Source organism: Phyllobacterium sp. OV277 (assembly GCF_900104355.1).
In the GTDB taxonomy this organism is placed as follows: domain Bacteria; phylum Pseudomonadota; class Alphaproteobacteria; order Rhizobiales; family Rhizobiaceae; genus Phyllobacterium.
Genome location: NZ_FNIY01000001.1, coordinates 970,830 through 989,113, shown reverse-complemented (window position 1 = coordinate 989,113; position 18,284 = coordinate 970,830). Strand labels below are relative to the sequence as shown.

Here is an 18,284-nt window from a genome sequence, read left to right as displayed (position 1 = left end):
TACGATCATGGATGTCGGTTTGACCACCATTGACGAGAAGGACATCACCAAGCATCTGCCGGTGGCGCAGGCCATGGTGACACGCTTTGTCGTGCTTGAAACAGGCGATGCCAAATCCGGGACAGAAATTGCCGGCACGGGGCGCCGGTTCGTGTCGACGGTTTCAACCGGAGGTTTGCGTTCCACGCGCGAAGTGGATCTGACCAAGACAATTCAGGCCGTGCGCCCGGATGATCAGATGCTGTCCATTGCCCAGCACACACTGCTCTTTCGCGCCCGCCGCGGCGTTGCTGTTGCGCTTGCGGTGGCCGATGTTTTCGCACGTCAGAGCGACCTCGAGAACCTGATGGCACGCAATGCCTCCGCCCCGCTGCAAGGGGAAGAGGCTGCGCATTTCAAGAAGCTGCTGTCGGCCGCCGCCTATGTATCGGCCTTTGCGCTTGCCGCCTATCTGTCACAATTGATCGAAGCGGATACGCAGGCCACCAATGATATCAAAGCACCGGAGTTTAATTTCGATACGGCGCAGGATGCGCTGAAATCCGTCATTGGCGGACTTGATCGGGCGATTGCCGGGGCTGCCGACGAACAGACCATGCTGGCACGGGCAAAAGCCTATGCCGCTGCGGCCATCGAAGGGCTGCTGCAACGCAAGGGCCGTTTTGATGGCTTGGGCAGTTTCGAAGACACACATCTGCGGCTCGACAGCGATGATTTCACGCTTGATGGTTTTGATGTAGCGCCGGGCAAGAAACGCGCGCCGCTTGTTATGACCTTCCGCAAACCCGAAGAAGTCGTCGGCAACCACATTGCCAAATATCAGGCCCTGAAGCTGTCCAAAATGCTGATGGCCTATGATTTTGACCGGCAGCTCAATCCTTTTGTGGAACTGGGCGGGTTTCTGTTCACCTTCATTGGCGATGGCGCGCCGGGCACTGGCAAGACGACGCTGATCCAGATGATTGCCGGTCTCGTCAATGATTATTGTCAGGTGGCAGGCTATGCCTTCCACTATGAGAATTTCGGTGTCGACCAGATTTCATCCTATCAGGGCAAATCCGGACAGAACTGCCGTCAGTTCGTCAATAACGTGCTCAATCCGCGCATCATCGGCTTCGGCACCATCGATGATATTGATCAGGTAGCAGCGCGGCGATCCGACGACCGAGCCTCCGCCGGACAGCAGGAAATCACCGGCGTGCTGATGGAAGCCTTTGCCGGGGCCTCGACCGTGGTGCGCGGCAATTGTTCTTTCGGCATGTTTTCCAACTATCCTGAAAATGTCGATGACGCGCTGCGCCAGCGCGCCGGTGCCCGCTGGCTGGTTGATGGCCCGCAGACGCGCAACGATTATATCGATATTTTCGCATTGCTCGCAGGCAAGAACCACAAGATTCCGCTTGGCGAGCACAAGCTGTTCGAGGATCAGCAGATCGAGCGGGCCGTTGAAACCGCCTATGATCAATTGTCGAAGCCGCAGGAAGATGGGTTGAAGCTTGTCTATGAGCGCTTCATTGCCGAAAATGGTGAGCCGGAAACACTCGCTGATATCGGTACCTATCTGCACATGATCAAGGAGCGCGAGCCTCGTTTTACCGGCCGCGCCATCAAGAACGTCACGGATGCCATCAAGATGCGGGCGATGGATATAGAGCTGCCGGATGAATGGTTCGAAAAACCCGAAAGCTTCATGCATAAGCCTTATGATGAGAAGAAGGCGATGGTCGAAGAGTTGCGCAAGCCTTTCACGATGGAAATGGTGCTGCAGGAAACCAACCGCTATGCGGATTCGGAATTCCGCTATGCCGATAAGTCAGACGATGCCGCTGTTGAGAAGATTGTCCGCGATGCGCGTCTGCGCGAACGGGCAATCAAGCAAGTGGAAGACTTGAAAGCCAAGGGGCAGTGGGACGCCTGATGGACCTTCTCTACGAAAACGAGCTGATTTACGGGCGTCTTCTGACTGTTGATCAGCCGCATTTGATCGAGCGCTACAACCGCGCGCTGACGGCGTTCGGGTTCAAGGCAACGAACCTGAAGACCTTCGAGATCGATCGGACCGGTTTCTCCCCAGAGATTGCCACCGAGCTGAAAGATGCGTCTTATCTTGATCCCAATGGCGTTAACAGGCGATTTATCATTCTCACGCCTGACCAGGCCACCTTGCCGGTGGTCCACACGCAGTTCTCCAATACATCGCAGTTGATGTACGAATTCTTCAACAGCAATGCGCGAGCGATCAATGCCTTGACGATCAAGGATGTGATCTATGGCGAGATCGAAGATAGCGTCTCTGTTGTCAATGATATTGAAGATCTGCTGTCGATCAATCAGGTCGAATTCCGCGTGCTTTCGGCTGAGAATGTCATGGGGCAGGCGGCTGAATTGCGCCTGCTGGTGGACCGGCTACAGAATGAACCGAACACATGGCGCGATAATGATGTTCTGAACCGTATGGTGGAGCTTGCCAAGGTTACCGGTGATATCCGCGAGAATTCGCTGGTGCCTGACAAGGTAATCTTTCGCCACAAGGCCTTCTGGACCAGCCATTTCGGCGGCATCTACATCTTTGTCGATGACAATACGACCACGGTCATCGGCGATCCAGCTGCGCCGGGCTTTCGGCGCTCACGCCCCTGGCAGGTGAATTACATCTCCATCAAGGACGCCGATCAGGTCTTCCAGTTTCTATCCTCGACGGGCCGTATCGAATTGCCGCGTGGCTCGTGGGTCGAACAGTCAGGCTATCTGGAAAACCGCGGCGAGATGATCATTCGCCATCTCATCCAGACACTTGAGCCAGAGCGCAATCTGACTGGCATCGACCGCATCTGGTTGCAGACGTGGATTCACGCCAATGCGAGCCTGATCAATCATGACGGGACATGGCCTTTCCTGAATGCGGTCAAACGCGAAATCGCCCAGACCGGACAAATCAATCTGTCCGAGATTGATCCGGCGCGCCGCTTTCTGGTTGTGCGGGCATTGCCGCGCCACTCCGATGCCTGGCTGGTCAATCAGTTGATCAGCGATTTTGTGCCGTGGGATTTTCTCTCGCGCTATGTCTTCAACAAGCAGGGGTTCTATGCCGATTACACCAAATGGAGCCCCACCTATCAGGAACACGTTGTCGATATACTCAAAACAACCTATTTGAAGGACAAGGAAGGGCTGCGCAAACGGCTCTACGGTCTCACCTCCTAACAAGGATGCACAATGCTCGACCCCGTGATTAATTTCTTCAGCCGGATTTTTTACCTGATCGGACGCGGCATCGGTTATGCGGTCGGTATCGTCCTATGGCCGTTCATGTGGCTGGGAAGCTGGTACACGCAGCGCGGCTGGATATTGAAGACAGTTGTTGGCGCATTGGTGATCCTCTGGATAGGGCTGTATGGCTATTTCTTCTGGGTCACTCAGGTCTGGACCAATTTTAACCCGGATTACGTCGCGGCCTATAATTTTGAAAAGCGCGAAGTGGCGGCGGGTGAACCGGTGCCCGCTCAAGCGGCTGAAACGGCACCCAAGACCTGCGCCCGGTCTGCTGTTGTCGAGGTGACGGCTGATCTTACCGACTTCAACGTGAACCAGAATGCCTGGATATCGTCCATGCTGCTGTTCAAGATGGGTTTCTTCGGCATGTCGTGGGATGATACGCCATTCCTCGATAACAAGGCCGCCTTCCAGCGTGGTATTAATTCCGCCGTCCGGCGTACCGCAGTTGAACTTGTCGACACGCTTGGCCGTGTCCGCGGGACATCGCAGATTGACGGCGATCTGCAGAAGGCACGTGGCAATCTGCAGTTTACCGAGGATTCCTGGTATTTCGGTCTTAGTCCGTTTGGACCCAAGACACCGACACCCAGCTATTACCGTTCGGCAGTCAAGGACCTCAGAACTTTCAATTCGAAGCTTGAAACCTGCAATGCCGTGTTTGACGCGCGTGCCGACAATCTCATCCAGTTCATTGACCGTATCGCCAATGATATCGGTGCAACTTCGGCTATCTTGAAGGATCGCTCCGAGAACAACAATTATGGCTGGTTCGATACCCGTGCCGATGACCGGTTCTGGTTCGCTTATGGCCAGCTTTATGCCTATTACGGCCTGATGAATGCGGCGCAGGTTGATTTCAAGCAGGTCCTGCAGGAAAAGCATCTGACACCGCTGTGGGATGGCATGGACGGACAGTTGCGTTCAGCGCTCAACATCCGGCCGTGGATTATCGCCAATGGCAGCGAGGGCGGTTGGTTGTTGCCCAACCATTTGACAACCATGGGTTTTTATATTCTGCGTGTGCGTTCCAACCTGATCGATATCAAGCAGGTGCTGCAACAATAGTGGACTTGATTGGATAAAATGCTATAGTTTGTCTCGGAGTAAGGGCGAGCTTTCGCCCGCCCTCTTTCCTGGTTATCTGAAATGGATCCGGATGGTCAATTGCCAGTGACTCCGGATCTTTTTCATTTCCAGGGTGATGCTCAGCAATTTAAAAAATCGCATCGCGACACCTCCAAGGTTAACAGCAAGGCTGTTGCCGCAGTCGGAGTAGCCGATCTTCTCCGATACACCGCTGGCCCGGTGTCGCTGCTATAGCTCTTAACTCTTCCATTGATGATGTGTATGAGCCGGTTCTGCAACGAACGGGAAGTTGTATCAGGATACGTGTCCGGTTGTGGATCGCTGGCGGCACGCCTTGTGGCTTGCGTCTTGTTCAGACCGGAAGGTGTGTTGTTTCCTTAACTTCTTCCATCACCGCATAGGTGTGTGTTTCGCGAACACCCGGCAGTGAGAGCAGGGCGTCGGAGAGAAACCGGCGGTAGTGTTCCATGTCTGCTACGCGTGCCTTGATGAGATAGTCAAATCCACCGGCGACCATATGACATTCCAGAACATCGGGGTTGCGCCGTGTCGCTGCCGCAAAGGTGGCGAAAACATCCGGCGTGGTGCGGTCGAGCTTGATTTCGACAAAGACCAGCATTGCGCGGTCGAGCTTTTTCGGCGACAGTCTGGCGGTGTAGCCAAGAACATAGCCATCCCTTGTCAGGCGCTTGACCCGTTCGGTCGTCGCCGTTTGGGAAAGGCTGATACGCTCGGATAATTCGGTGTTGGAGAGCCGTCCGTCCTTCTGCAGCTCGCGCAAAATGCGCCGGTCAAGGCTGTCCAAATTTTTCATCTCTAAAACACCCCGTATTTTTAGTTTTTTACGCTGATTTGTCAGCTTTCATTGGTGAGAAGAACCAAGTGGAATAGATTATATGGGAAAAATCAATAAGGGGAAGCCTGATGACCAGACCATTGCCGTCTTCAAACGATTTTACTGCGCCATATGCTGTCGATGATCAGCAATTGGTTGCATCTTTGCTGCAAACCATCGCGCTTCCGGAAGAGGTCAACCGCCGTATTGATGCGCGCGCCAGCAAATATATCGCCACGATTCGCAAGGAAGCCAGTGGTATCGGCGGCGTCGAGGATTTCCTGCGTGAATACGGGCTTTCCACCCGCGAAGGTCTGGCGCTGATGGTGCTTGCCGAAGCGCTGTTGCGTGTGCCGGATGCGGCAACGCAGGACAAGCTGATTGAGGACAAGCTCAAGCAAGGTAAATGGTCGGAACACGAGCCAAGCGGCGATACATGGTTTGTATCGGCATCCGCCTGGGCGTTGGGCCTTTCCGCCAAAGTAATCAAGCCCGGTGAGACCCCGGAAGGCGTAATTTCCTCACTGGTCAAGCGCATCGGCCTTCCCACAGTGCGCACGGCCACCAAGCAGGCCATGCGTTATCTCGGGCATCACTTTGTTCTTGGTGAAACCATTAAGGATGCGTTGAAGCGCGCCGCGTCGAACGAAGCCAAGGGTTATCGCCATTCCTTCGATATGCTGGGCGAGGGCGCCCGCACGCGCAAGGATGCGCGTGGGTACTTCAAGTCCTATTCCGATGCTATCGATGCGATTGGCCGCGCCACGGGCAACAAGAAGCTGCCGGATCGTATGGGCATTTCGGTCAAGCTGTCGGCTCTGCACCCGCGTTATCTCGCCACCCATCATGATCAGGTTATGGCTGAACTGGTGCCTGATCTTCTGGCGCTGGCGCAGAAAGCCAAATCCTATGATCTCAACTTCACGGTTGATGCCGAAGAAGCGGATCGTCTGGAGCTGTCGCTGGATGTGATCGACCGGGTTTTTGCCGATCCGTCGCTTGATGGCTGGGACGGTTTTGGTCTTGCCATTCAGTCTTATCAGAAACGAGCGCTTGACGTGATCGAGCATATCGACCGGCTGGCCGCGCGCCATAACCGCAAGATGATGGTGCGGCTGGTCAAGGGCGCTTACTGGGATACGGAAGTAAAACGCACGCAGGAACGTGGCCTGCCGGATTATCCAGTCTTTACCCGCAAGCCTGCAACCGATGCATCTTACATGGCCTGCGCCAAACGAATGCTCGATGCACGCCCACGCATATTCCCGCAATTTGCCACGCATAACGCGCTCACCGTTGCGATGATATTGGAAATGGCCGGTGACGACAAAACGGGTTTTGAATTCCAGCGCCTGCATGGCATGGGCGAGAGCCTCTACAAACAGATTACGGAAAAGGATGAGAAAATCGCCTGCCGCATCTATGCGCCTGTCGGTGGTTATCGCGATCTTCTGGCCTATCTCGTGCGCCGCCTTCTCGAAAACGGTGCCAATTCGTCTTTCGTTTCAGTGGTTGGCGACAGCAATGTGCCGATTGCTGACTTGCTGGTGCGCCCGGCGGAAAAGCTCAATGATGGCAAGGGTTATCGCCATCCGCACATCCCGTTGCCTGCCAAAATCTACGGCAAGCGCGCCAATTCGGCTGGCGTGGAACTTGGTGACCGCAAGGAACTGGCGGGACTCTTGAGTGGAATTGCCAAGGCATCCCGCACTGTTAATGCTGTGCCGCTGATCGATGGCGTGAAAGTGTCAGGCAAAGCCCAGAATGTGATTTCTCCGGTCAATGGTTCCACTGTCGGTACAGTTGTTTTTGCTACAGCCGATGAAGCCGCAAAAGCTGTTGTTTTTGCCAAGAAGGGTTTTACCGCATGGTCGCGCGTCCCGGTTGAAACCCGCGCCAAGGCGCTTGAAAAAGCAGCTGACCTTCTGGAAAGCAATCGTAACCTGCTGATGGACCTTCTTTCCCGTGAAGCGGGCAAGACACTGGATGACGGCATTGCCGAAATCCGCGAAGCTGTGGATTTCTGCCGCTACTATGCGGCCGAAGCGCGCCGCCAGTTTGCCGCTGACAAGGTCATGCCCGGACCAACAGGTGAAGACAACAAACTGCGTCATCGTGGACGCGGGGCATTTGTCTGCATCAGCCCATGGAATTTCCCGCTGGCGATTTTCCTGGGACAAGTGACAGCAGCGCTTGCCGCCGGAAATACTGTGGTGGCCAAGCCGGCCGAACAGACACCGCTCATCGCCTATGAGGCAATCCGGATTCTGCATGAAGCGGGTGTTCCAAAGGATGCCCTGCTCTATGTTCCGGGTGACGGCTCTGTCGGTGCGGCGCTTACATCCCATGCGGATATTGCGGGCGTTGCCTTTACCGGCTCGACCGATACGGCTTGGGCTATCAACCGGACTCTTGCGGCAAAGAAAGGCCCGATCGTTCCGCTGATTGCTGAAACCGGTGGTCTCAATGGCATGATCGTCGATGCAACCGCCTTGTCGGAACAGGTTGCCGATGATGTCGTCATGTCAGCCTTCCGTTCGGCTGGTCAGCGTTGCTCGGCGCTGCGTATCCTCTATCTGCAGGAAGATATCGCCGACAATATGCTTGAGATGATCGAGGGTGCGGCACGCGAGTTGACCCTTGGCGATCCGTCATTGGCATCCACTGATGTTGGCCCGATCATCGATCAGGCGCAGCGCGATATGCTCTCGGCGCATATCACCGCGATGCGTAAGAGCCAGAAGGTGCGCTATGCCGGTGCTGCGCCGGATGAGGGCCTGTTCTTCGCGCCGCATATTGTTGAGCTCAACCATGCGGAAGCGCTGGAAAAGGAAGTGTTTGGTCCGGTTCTGCACGTGGTGCGCTGGAAGGCCAAGGATCTCGACAAGGTACTCGATCAGATTGCCTCAACAGGTTACGGCCTGACGTTCGGTCTGCATACGCGGATTGAAGCGACGGTGGCCAAAGTTATCGACCGGCTCGATACGGGCAATGTCTACGTCAACCGCAACACGATTGGTGCGGTTGTCGGGACACAGCCGTTTGGCGGTTCGGGCCTTTCAGGCACAGGCCCCAAAGCCGGCGGACCGTCTTACCTCTCGCGTTTTGCGCTGGAACAGGTGGTGTCGGTCAACACAGCTGCTGCCGGTGGTAATGCCAGCCTCATCGCCATGGGTGAATAAGCGGCAAAACCGCAAAAATAAACGTGCAATTGGGGATAGTGAGCTGCTCACTATCCCCATTTCGTTTCTGCGATGCTATTTGGCGTATTCAAAACAGGGAGCAATGCCGATGGCCGCCATCAAATCAGATATTGAGATCGCCCGCGCCGCAAACAAAAAGCCGGTTTTCGAGATTGGCGCGAAGATCGGCATTGATCCCCAACACCTCGTTCCCTATGGCCACGACAAGGCAAAGCTCTCGGCAGAGTTCATTCGTTCGAAGCAGGATGCCAAGAACGGCAAGCTCATCCTGGTGACGGCTGTCAGCCCGACACCTGCAGGCGAAGGCAAGACGACAACCACGGTGGGGCTTGGGGATGGTCTTAACCGCATCGGCAAGAAGGCGATTGTCTGTATTCGCGAGGCTTCGCTCGGTCCCTGTTTTGGCATCAAGGGCGGCGCTGCGGGTGGCGGCTACGCGCAGGTTATTCCGATGGAAGACATCAACCTGCATTTTACCGGCGATTTTCACGCCATCACCTCGGCCCACAATCTGCTCGCGGCCATGATCGATAACCACGTCTATTGGGGCAATGAACTCAACCTCGATACGCGCCGTGTAACATGGCGGCGGGTGATGGACATGAATGACCGCGCGCTGCGCGACATTGCCTCGTCACTTGGCGGCGTGGCCAATGGTTTTCCGCGCGAGTCTGGTTTTGACATCACCGTGGCTTCGGAAGTAATGGCGATCCTTTGTCTTGCGACCGATCTGCACGATCTGGAGCAGCGGCTGGGTAATATCATTATCGGTTATCGTTTCGACAAAACCGCCGTCTACGCGCGGGACCTCAAAGCCGACAAGGCGATGGCGGTTCTCCTGAAAGATGCCATGCAGCCCAATCTGGTGCAGACGCTGGAAAACAACCCTGCCTTTGTTCACGGTGGACCCTTCGCCAATATTGCCCATGGCTGTAATTCTGTTGTCGCTACCACCACTGCGCTCAAGCTTGCGGATTATGTGGTGACGGAAGCGGGCTTTGGTGCAGACCTTGGAGCGGAAAAATTCTTCAATATCAAATGCCGCAAGGCTGGGTTGAAACCGGCTGCTGCCGTTATCGTTGCCACCGTTCGCGCGATGAAAATGCATGGCGGTGTCGCCAAGGATGATCTCGGTCTTGAGAACACAGCGGCTGTAAAGGCTGGTTGCGCCAATCTTGGTCGCCATATGGAAAATGTTCGGCAGTTCGGTGTACCCGTTGTCGTCGCGATCAATCATTTCAGTGCCGATACAGATGCCGAGATCGAAACGATCAGGAATTTCGTGGCAGCCCACGGTGCGGAAGCCATTTTATGCAAGCACTGGGCGCAGGGATCAGCCGGTATTGAAGAATTGGCGCATAAGGTGGTGTCTCTGGCCGAAAGCGGTTCGGCGCAATTTTCACCGCTTTACGAGGATGAACTCTCGCTGTTCGACAAGATAGAAACGGTCGTCAAGCGAATCTATCGCGGTGCCGAAGCCGATGCTGATGCCAGCGTGCGTGAGCAGCTTCGGCAGTGGGAAGCGGCGGGCTATGGCCATCTGCCTGTCTGCATGGCGAAAACGCAATATTCGTTCTCGACCGATCCGCATTTGCGCGGCGCACCTGTCAATCATGTGGTGCATGTGCGCGAGGTCAGACTGTCGGCGGGTGCTGGTTTCGTCGTTGCGATCTGCGGTGAGATCATGACCATGCCGGGCCTGCCGAAGTCACCGTCGGCCGAGCGCATTCACCTCAACGATGAGGGTTTGATCGAAGGGCTGTTCTGAACGATTTTCGCGGCCGCGATTTTTGCTGTTGCAAGCGCCGCCGCGTGACGCTAACAATCACCGCCATGAACACGTGCGTTATTATTTCAAATGGTTGGTGGTGGGCTCGCTGAAAGCGGCCACACAAGCCTTTTGCACGCACGTAAAGGGATCAGGGCCGCAACGGGTTTTCCGGGCGGCCTTTTTGTTTGACCGCCTGCAAAACCCCCAAGGCCAAATGCAACGGAGTGGAAATGATGATGCATAGAATTGAGGGCGATGTGGAAATATTCGACACCGCAGGTGGTGTTACGATTTCCCGGTCACGTATTGCGACGGCCTATGCCAGCGCCATCGACAGCTATGTCGATGCACTGGATGAACGACGCGGCGCGGTTTTCTCCTCCAACTACGAGTATCCGGGCCGTTATACGCGCTGGGATACCGCCATCATCGATCCACCGGTTGCCATCACCTCCAATGGTCGGCACATGACCATCGAGGCGTTGAATAAGCGCGGCGAAGTGTTGCTGAAGCCGATCCACAAGACGGTTTTAACGCTTGCCGAAGTTTCGGTCAGCTCCGTGAGCGCAACCAAGCTCGAACTCGAAATTGCCTTGCCAAGCCGCCCGTTCACCGAAGAAGAGCGCTCGCGTATTCCCTCCGTATTTACAGTGTTGCGCGGCATCGTCGCCCTGTTCTTCACGGAAGAGGACGCCAATCTGGGTCTTTATGGCGCGTTTGGTTATGACCTCGCATTCCAGTTCGATCCGATCCAGTACAAGCTGAAGCGGCCGGATGATCAGCGCGATATAGTGCTCTATCTCCCGGATGAAATTCTTGTTGTTGACCACCACGCGGCCAAGGCATGGCTCGACCGCTATGAATATGCGTTTGAAGGTGCTTCCACCGAAGGCCTGTCGCGTGAGACGGAAGCCAAGGCGTTCAAGCCGACGGACAAGATTCCCGGACGCGGTGATCACAATCCCGGTGTTTATGCGGAACTGGTGAAGAAGGCCAAGGAAAGCTTCAAGCGCGGCGATCTCTTTGAAGTGGTGCCGGGCCAGACATTTTATGAGCGCTGCGAGACCAAGCCCTCGGTCATCTCGCGTCGTCTGAAAGCCATCAACCCGTCGCCCTATTCGTTCTACATCAATCTTGGCGACAATGAATATCTGGTCGGCGCGTCGCCTGAAATGTTCGTGCGCGTGGTTGGCCGCCGTATTGAGACATGCCCGATATCAGGCACCATCAAGCGCGGTGAGGATGCCATCGCCGACTCCGAGCAGATCATCAAACTGCTTAACTCGAAGAAGGATGAGTCCGAGCTGACCATGTGCTCGGACGTCGATCGTAACGATAAGAGCCGCGTGTGCGAGCCGGGCTCGGTGCGCGTGATTGGCCGTCGCCAGATCGAAATGTATTCGCGCCTCATTCATACGGTCGACCACATTGAAGGCCGTCTGCGCGAGGATATGGACGCCTTTGACGGTTTCCTCTCCCATGCATGGGCTGTGACGGTGACTGGCGCGCCAAAACTCTGGGCCATGCGCTTTATTGAAGAGAACGAGCGTAGTCCGCGTGCGTGGTACGGCGGCGCTATTGGCATGGTCAATTTCAATGGCGATATGAATACAGGTCTGACACTGCGCACCATCCGTATCAAGGATGGTATAGCGCAGGTTCGCGCCGGTGCAACGCTGCTGTTCGATTCTATTCCCGAAGAGGAAGAGGCAGAGACCGAACTCAAGGCTTCCGCGATGATTGCGGCGGTGCGTGATGCGCACAAGAGCAATGTCCTGCCGGAAGAACGGGCGGTTGCCCGGGTCGGCGAGGGACTGTCGATCCTGCTTGTCGATCATGAGGATTCGTTCGTGCATACGCTGGCCAATTATTTCCGCCAGACCGGTGCTACTGTGACAACGGTTCGCACGCCTGTGCCTGAGGAAGTCTTTGATCGATTGAAGCCTGATCTGGTCGTGCTTTCGCCGGGGCCCGGTACGCCAGAGGATTTCGACTGCAAGGCGACAATCAAGAAAGCACGTAAGCGCGATCTGCCGATTTTTGGCGTCTGTCTCGGTTTGCAGGCCCTCGCGGAAGCTTACGGCGGGTCACTCCGGCAGTTGCATGTTCCCATGCATGGAAAACCGTCACGTATCCGCATTACAAAGCAGGGCAAGATTTTTTCCGGCCTGCCGAAGGAAGTCACGGTTGGCCGTTATCATTCGATTTTTGCCGATCCGGTCCGGTTGCCGGATGAGTTTATCGTGACGGCAGAAACGGAAGACGGTGTCATCATGGCGTTCGAGCACAAGAGTGAACCGATTGCGGCGGTGCAATTCCATCCGGAATCGATTATGACCCTCGGACACAATGCGGGTATGCGCATGATCGAGAATGTCGTGGCGCATCTGCCGCGCAAAGCCAAGGAACGAGCTGCCTGATGGAAGGTGAGAAAATCGTCCAGCGACTGGCATTCTGGTCGATTTTTATCGGCATCGGTGTGCTGGCATTGAAATATGCCGCCTATCACGTCACGGGTTCCGTCGCGCTCTATTCGGATGCGCTGGAATCGATTGTGAATGTGGTGGCGGCGCTCGCCGCGTGGTGGGCTATTCGTGTCAGTCATAAGCCAGCCGACCAGAATCACCCTTTCGGGCACCACAAGGCCGAGTATTTTTCGGCGGTGCTCGAGGGCGTGCTGATCGTTGTGGCAGCGCTTTTGATCCTGCGGGAAGTCTGGTCTGCCTGGGAAGCGCCGAGGGTTCTGGATCAGCCATGGCTGGGTCTGGCTATCAACGGTGCAGCTTCTCTCGTTAATGCCTTCTGGGCCACATTGCTGATCAGCCGGGGACGCAAATATAAATCACCGGCGCTGCTCGCAGACGGCAAACACATCATGACGGATGTAGTCACGTCTATCGGCGTCTTCATCGGCCTTGTCGGTGCTGTCATAACAGGCTGGACAATCCTTGATCCCCTGCTTGCCGTCATCGTTGCCCTTAACATTCTCTGGCAGGGCTGGAACGTGATCGGATCATCGGTGCAGGGTCTGATGGATGTCGGTGTGCCGACCGAAGAAACCATGCGCATCCGTGACATTATCTCGGCGAATGCAGATGGTGCGCTTGAAGTGCATGACCTCAAGACCCGGATTGCGGGCCGTGTGACCTTTATCGAGTTTCATCTGGTTGTTCACGCCAGCATGAGCGTTGGTGATGCGCATGTTATTTGCGACCGGATGGAAAATGCGCTGATGGCTCAGATTCCCGACTCAAGTGTCGTCATCCATGTCGAGCCGGAAGATGAGGCAAAACTACCGATCGGCACGGCTGCTGTTCCTTTTGCTTGAGACTAGTCCATCACTAAAATTTGGGGAAATCGATGCGCGGCTGCAACATTTGTCACGCAATGTTTCATCTCGTCATGATTTCGTTACAATTATGTTGACATAGGGGAGCTGCTGAACGACATGGTCGCGCAGCAATGCAATTCTCCATTGATGATGCAACGCCGGGGGCGTGGGGTCAGGGGACAGGAAATTTGGCGGCAAGCATCAATTCCCAAAGGAAATGAGCGCCAAGAACGCATGGCAGCGCCGAGCGGACAACCGCGGCTGTTTACAAAGTTAGTTAACCTTTAACTGTCAGGATTAACTTATGGGTAAACCGTATATTTATGCAGCAATAACAGGACTTTCTTTGATCGCAGCTGTTTATCCGGCAAGCGCGCGGAGCATCATTGATTGCGACAAGCCCGTCGCGGCCAAGGCGCAGGACCTGTCAAATACGGTTGATCCATTTGGTGCCATGGGTAAAAATAACACTGACGTCTGTGCGCAGAAGCCGCAGGCTGCGATGGCGGCGCCCGAGAAGGCGAAGCCGATCAATATTGTTGCAACAACGGGCAGTGCAGGCATTTTGAAAAAGGCAGTCAAAGGCGAAATTCTTCCACAAGGCGAAAATACGCTGCGTGACGATCTCGCATTCAAATATCGCATTTACCGTCCAGAAGACCCGAATGGCGATACGATGGTTCTTCTGCACGGTTCGGGGCAGGATGAAACGAGCCTTGTCTCGCTGGCCACAAAGATTGCGCCAAACGCCCTGTTGCTCGCTGTTCGTGGCCGCATCGTTCAGGACGGGACCAGCCGCTGGTATCGTCGCCTGACACCTGTCAGTTTTGACCAGAAGGATATTCACGTCGAAGCAAAGGCCTTTGCCGGGTTTTTGAAACAGGCAACGGACAAGTACAAGATTGATCTGAAGCGCACGACATATCTCGGCTATTCCAACGGAGCCAATCTCGTTGGAGCTGTGATGATGCTCTACCCTGATATGGTCAAGCAGGCGGTGCTTTTGCGCTCCATGCCTGTGCTGACCGAGAACACCGATGCCAATCTCGCCGGTGCGCGGGTTCTCACGGTATCAGGTGTTTCCGACCAGACCTATGCTCCATTTGCTCCGGCGCTGGAGACTTTGCTGCGCTCGCATGGTGCTCTCGTTGAAGCACGGTCGATCAAATCAGATCACGGTCTTGGCAGTGATGACGTGAAGGTCGTCAGCGAGTGGCTTTCGGGGACAACGGCTCAACTGAAGAAGAACTAACAAAACAGCCCCTTGCATCCGGCCAGACAGTCGTTTAATTGTCTGGCCCATGAAAACGCGCCAGACACATCAGTCGTCTTTTGCCAAGTCCGCTTTTGCGGGTTTGACCAGCCGCGCCTATCTCCTTCCGCTACTTCTCGACCTTATCGGCGATCGCCGGGCTCGTTGAGAGGAGCGTCCGGCGGTCGAAAGTGCCGCCAGGCTTTTTGCTCCTTACCCCTTTACAAGACCATTCCAACGCTTGAAAAAAGTGCTGCACGTGCGCCAGAGTTGCGCAGACGGCCGGAAACGAGAAGCAAATGACCGATATGACCACTCCCCGCATTGTGGGTATGCCCGACGCCCATAAAAAGTACGAACCTTATCCAATCGTTGATCTGAAAGACCGCCAGTGGCCGTCCAAGCGAATCGAGAAAGCGCCGATCTGGTGCTCCGTCGATTTGCGTGATGGCAATCAGGCCTTGATCGACCCGATGGGCCATGACCGCAAGGTGCGGATGTTCGCCCTGTTGCTCGATATGGGTTTCAAGGAAATCGAGATCGGCTTTCCATCGGCGTCGCAGACGGATTTTGATTTTGCCCGCTGGTGCATCGAGCAAGGCAATGTTGCCGATGATGTATCCCTGCAGGTGTTGGTGCAGTGCCGTCCTGAACTGATCACGCGCACTTTCGAATCATTGCAAGGCGCGACCCAGCCGATTGTCCATTTCTACAATTCGACCAGCGAATTGCAGCGCCGGGTTGTCTTCAACAAGGATGTCGGTGGTATCAAGACCATCGCCACTGATGCGGCGAAGATGATCACCGATATGGCTGCCAAGGCAGGTGGCGGTTTCCGCTTCCAATATTCGCCGGAGAGTTTTACCGGCACGGAACTGGAAGTCGCGCTGGAGATTTGCAACGCGGTTACCGAGATCGTCAAACCGACCGCTGATAACAAGCTGATCATCAATCTGCCCTCAACGGTCGAGATGTCGACGCCGAACGTTTATGCAGACCGTATAGAATGGATGTGCCGTCAGCTTGATAATCGCGAGAATCTGATCATTTCATTGCATCCGCACAATGATCGCGGCACAGGTATTGCCACGACAGAACTCGGCCTGATGGCCGGTGCTGATCGCGTTGAAGGCACCCTGTTCGGCAACGGTGAGCGCACGGGCAATGTCGATATCGTGACCTTGGCGTTGAACATGTTCACGCAAGGTGTCGATCCGGAAATTGATTGTTCCGACATCAACCGGATGAAGGAAGTGTACGAGTATTCCAATCAGTTGGTTATCCCGGAACGCCACCCTTACGTGGGCGAGTTGGTCTATACGGCTTTCTCCGGCTCGCATCAGGACGCGATCAACAAGGGCATGAAGGCGATCAAACAGGCCAACAAGACCCTGTGGGAAGTGCCGTATTTGCCGATTGATCCGCAGGATGTCGGACGCAGCTATGAGGCGATCATCCGTATCAATTCGCAGTCAGGCAAGGGCGGCATCGCCTATATTCTTCAGGCCGATTACGGCTTGAACCTGCCGCGCGGCATGCAGGTTGAGTTCCGCGAGGACATTCAGCAGATCACCGATGAGGAAGGCAAGGAAATGCCGTCCAAGAAGATCTATGAGCGGTTCATCGAGGTCTATGTCGATCAGCCGGATGCACGGTTGAAGTTTGTGGATCATCACACCTACCCGGATACGGAACACAAGGGTCTGCGCATTCTCTCCGCTGAAATTACCGATCGTGGCGAGACCAAGCGGATCGAGGGCAGGGGCACCGGTCCTGTTGATGGCTTCATTGATGCCCTGTCGCACTATCTCGGTTTCAGGCTCTCAGTCGTCAATTATTCGGAGCATTCGCTCCAGCATGGTTCCGATGCAGCGGCTATCAGCTACATGGAAATCGAGCATCCGAACGGCAAGATTTTCGGTGCGGGTATCAATAAGAGCATTGTTGCCGCCTCGCTTGAGGGCATTGTTTCGGCGGCCAATCGCATCATCGGCAAGTAAGCCGGGCAGATATAAGAGGCCGCTGTGAAGCGGCCTTTTTCTTGTCGGGAGATATGTATGCACCAGCTGGGCGCAATCGAGATGGGTGAGAAAGCGGGTGTGCTTGTTGTTTTCTTGCATGGTTTTGGGGGAACGGCTGCCAGTTGGCATTCTGTACAGACCACAATCTCCGAAAAGCACACAACCATTGCTTTTGATTTGCCCGGTCACGGAGCATCGCTTGATTATCCCGATGCTGTGACTGCACGTCATTTCGCGCAGGCGGTGATTGACGATATTGGCAGGCGGACTATTCAGAAGGTGCATCTGGTCGGCCATTCAATGGGCGGCGCAACGGCGGTCTTGATCGCAGCTTTTGCGCCGGAGAAAGTCTCATCGCTGACATTGCTTGCGCCCGGTGGTTTTGGTCCTGATATCAATGGCCGGTTGCTTCAGCATTATGCGGCTGCGTGCGAATATGATGACCTGAAGATGGCGCTCGAAGGCATGTTCGGTTGGCGTCATCCAGTGCCCGAAGACATGATAAGGCGCGATATAAACCTGCGCGCGAAACCAGGGCAGATCGAACGGCTCGATGCCATTCTCGCCCGGATGATGAAGGACGGGCTGCAAGGGACAATTCCCCGTGAGTTTCTTGAAGCGTTCACGATGCCTGTCACTCTTGCATGGGGACGGCTCGACAATGTTCTGCCTCTCTATCAATCGGAAGGGCTGCCATCCAGCTTCGCCCTACACCGGTTTGACGGGGCGGGGCATATGCTGATCGAGGAAATTCCTGATGAAGTCAGCAGCCTGATTCTCGCAACTGTGGGCACTGGCTGAATTCGGACAAGTTTCTGGTGCAATGGCACGGGCATATTGTTAATGATGCCTTAACCCTCCCTGCTGGAAGCGCCCATGAGTGAGATGCCAGACAAGATCCCTGATAACGGACGAAGGCTCGGCGATGCCATTCGCGGGGCTCAGGTAGCGGCTGCCGATCGCGGTGACGTTGTCATCGACATGAAGGAAGCGGACCGCGCCCGCATCGAGATTCTGGCAGAAGATTTGAAGCCGGTTTTCGATGAAGTGCCTGCTGATGACGAACAATGGGATTTTGCCATTTCCACCGGTTTGCAGCCGCGTTTGTGGATCGATGCAACCTCTCATGTGATGATGGGGCGGGATCGCCGCACCTATCGTTTCGTCCGGGACACCCGGCTTGGCCGGATCGTTGTGGCTGAAGCGACCGAGGTAAAACCCATCTCGGATGCGGTCACCAATTACATCGCCGAGCGGATTGTCGAGCGTCAGCGCATGATGGAAGGCGAGCGCATCAGTCTGCGTGACGGAGCTGCTGAACCCGAGCCAGCCAAACAAATTGAAACGACTCCACAAGCAGTGGTAACGCCCGTTGTTCAGGTACGGCAGCATCGTTCCATGGTGAATGATTTCGTCAATGCGGTGATCTGGCTGTTGATCGGTGCGCTTGCGGGCGCAGGCGCTTTGCTTGCCTTTTTCTGGGACCGTCTCTCGCCCTATTTCTGAGAC

At 55.2% G+C, this 18,284-nt stretch carries 12 protein-coding genes; 11 read left to right on the top strand and 1 reads right to left on the bottom strand.

All coding sequences use genetic code 11. The annotated features are described in order from the left end of the window. The first annotated feature begins 7 nt into the window (after positions 1–7). Genes BLU05_RS04830 through BLU05_RS04820 form a run of 3 tightly spaced genes read left to right on the top strand, consistent with a single transcriptional unit; the run spans position 8 to position 4,341 of the window. Entirely contained in the window at positions 8–1,918 is a 1,911-nt protein-coding gene (locus BLU05_RS04830; protein ID WP_091878043.1) for an ATP-binding protein, read from the top strand. Then, complete coding sequence (locus BLU05_RS04825) at positions 1,918–3,204, top strand: DUF6638 family protein (RefSeq protein ID WP_091878042.1); 1,287 nt, start codon at positions 1,918–1,920, stop codon at positions 3,202–3,204. Before BLU05_RS04830 ends, BLU05_RS04825 begins: the two co-directional genes overlap by 1 nt. Before the next feature lie 12 nt (positions 3,205–3,216). Then, the gene (locus BLU05_RS04820; protein ID WP_091878041.1) at positions 3,217–4,341 is read left to right on the top strand and encodes a DUF2333 family protein; all 1,125 of its coding nucleotides are present in this window, start codon (positions 3,217–3,219) and stop codon (positions 4,339–4,341) included. A gap of 373 nt (positions 4,342–4,714) precedes the next feature. On the opposite strand, the gene BLU05_RS04815 is transcribed toward BLU05_RS04820, so the two are convergent. Then, entirely contained in the window at positions 4,715–5,176 is a 462-nt protein-coding gene (locus BLU05_RS04815; RefSeq protein WP_091878040.1) for an Lrp/AsnC ligand binding domain-containing protein, read from the bottom strand. 110 nt (positions 5,177–5,286) lie between these two features. Here BLU05_RS04815 and putA point away from each other — a divergent pair, with 110 nt between their 5' ends. The 8 genes from putA to BLU05_RS04775 all read left to right on the top strand — a co-directional run bounded on the left by putA (position 5,287) and on the right by BLU05_RS04775 (position 18,281). Then, entirely contained in the window at positions 5,287–8,379 is a 3,093-nt protein-coding gene (putA, locus tag BLU05_RS04810) for a bifunctional proline dehydrogenase/L-glutamate gamma-semialdehyde dehydrogenase PutA (protein WP_091878039.1), read from the top strand. Positions 8,380–8,488: 109 nt separating this feature from the next. After that, positions 8,489–10,168, top strand: a complete 1,680-nt coding sequence (locus BLU05_RS04805) for a formate--tetrahydrofolate ligase (protein WP_091878038.1) — start codon at positions 8,489–8,491, stop codon at positions 10,166–10,168. 239 nt (positions 10,169–10,407) lie between these two features. Beyond that, the gene (locus tag BLU05_RS04800; protein ID WP_175540531.1) at positions 10,408–12,591 is read left to right on the top strand and encodes an anthranilate synthase; all 2,184 of its coding nucleotides are present in this window, start codon (positions 10,408–10,410) and stop codon (positions 12,589–12,591) included. After that, positions 12,591–13,499, top strand: a complete 909-nt coding sequence (locus BLU05_RS04795; protein ID WP_091878036.1) for a cation diffusion facilitator family transporter — start codon at positions 12,591–12,593, stop codon at positions 13,497–13,499. The genes BLU05_RS04800 and BLU05_RS04795 overlap by 1 nt, the downstream gene beginning before the upstream one ends. A 307-nt stretch (positions 13,500–13,806) precedes the next feature. Then, positions 13,807–14,754: an alpha/beta hydrolase gene (locus tag BLU05_RS04790; protein WP_244518147.1), complete on the top strand. Its 948-nt coding sequence runs from the start codon at positions 13,807–13,809 to the stop codon at positions 14,752–14,754. Between the two features lie 299 nt (positions 14,755–15,053). Further along, positions 15,054–16,754, top strand: a complete 1,701-nt coding sequence (leuA, locus tag BLU05_RS04785) for a 2-isopropylmalate synthase (RefSeq protein ID WP_091878035.1) — start codon at positions 15,054–15,056, stop codon at positions 16,752–16,754. A gap of 57 nt (positions 16,755–16,811) precedes the next feature. Then, on the top strand, positions 16,812–17,576 hold the full coding sequence (locus tag BLU05_RS04780; RefSeq protein ID WP_091878034.1) for an alpha/beta fold hydrolase: 765 nt from the start codon (positions 16,812–16,814) through the stop codon (positions 17,574–17,576). Between the two features lie 75 nt (positions 17,577–17,651). Further along, complete coding sequence (locus BLU05_RS04775) at positions 17,652–18,281, top strand: hypothetical protein (RefSeq protein ID WP_091878033.1); 630 nt, start codon at positions 17,652–17,654, stop codon at positions 18,279–18,281. Positions 18,282–18,284: the final 3 nt, after the last annotated feature.

Bases quoted from the DNA above. Each gene is read 5' to 3' on its own strand.
- BLU05_RS04830 (WP_091878043.1), top strand. From the start codon at position 8: ATGGATGTCGGTTTGACCACCATTGACGAGAAGGACATCACCAAGCAT.
- BLU05_RS04825 (WP_091878042.1), top strand. From the start codon at position 1,918: ATGGACCTTCTCTACGAAAACGAGCTGATTTACGGGCGTCTTCTGACT.
- BLU05_RS04820 (WP_091878041.1), top strand. From the start codon at position 3,217: ATGCTCGACCCCGTGATTAATTTCTTCAGCCGGATTTTTTACCTGATC.
- BLU05_RS04815 (WP_091878040.1), bottom strand. From the start codon at position 5,176: ATGAAAAATTTGGACAGCCTTGACCGGCGCATTTTGCGCGAGCTGCAG.
- putA (WP_091878039.1), top strand. From the start codon at position 5,287: ATGACCAGACCATTGCCGTCTTCAAACGATTTTACTGCGCCATATGCT.
- BLU05_RS04805 (WP_091878038.1), top strand. From the start codon at position 8,489: ATGGCCGCCATCAAATCAGATATTGAGATCGCCCGCGCCGCAAACAAA.
- BLU05_RS04800 (WP_175540531.1), top strand. From the start codon at position 10,408: ATGCATAGAATTGAGGGCGATGTGGAAATATTCGACACCGCAGGTGGT.
- BLU05_RS04795 (WP_091878036.1), top strand. From the start codon at position 12,591: ATGGAAGGTGAGAAAATCGTCCAGCGACTGGCATTCTGGTCGATTTTT.
- BLU05_RS04790 (WP_244518147.1), top strand. From the start codon at position 13,807: ATGGGTAAACCGTATATTTATGCAGCAATAACAGGACTTTCTTTGATC.
- leuA (WP_091878035.1), top strand. From the start codon at position 15,054: ATGACCGATATGACCACTCCCCGCATTGTGGGTATGCCCGACGCCCAT.
- BLU05_RS04780 (WP_091878034.1), top strand. From the start codon at position 16,812: ATGCACCAGCTGGGCGCAATCGAGATGGGTGAGAAAGCGGGTGTGCTT.
- BLU05_RS04775 (WP_091878033.1), top strand. From the start codon at position 17,652: ATGAGTGAGATGCCAGACAAGATCCCTGATAACGGACGAAGGCTCGGC.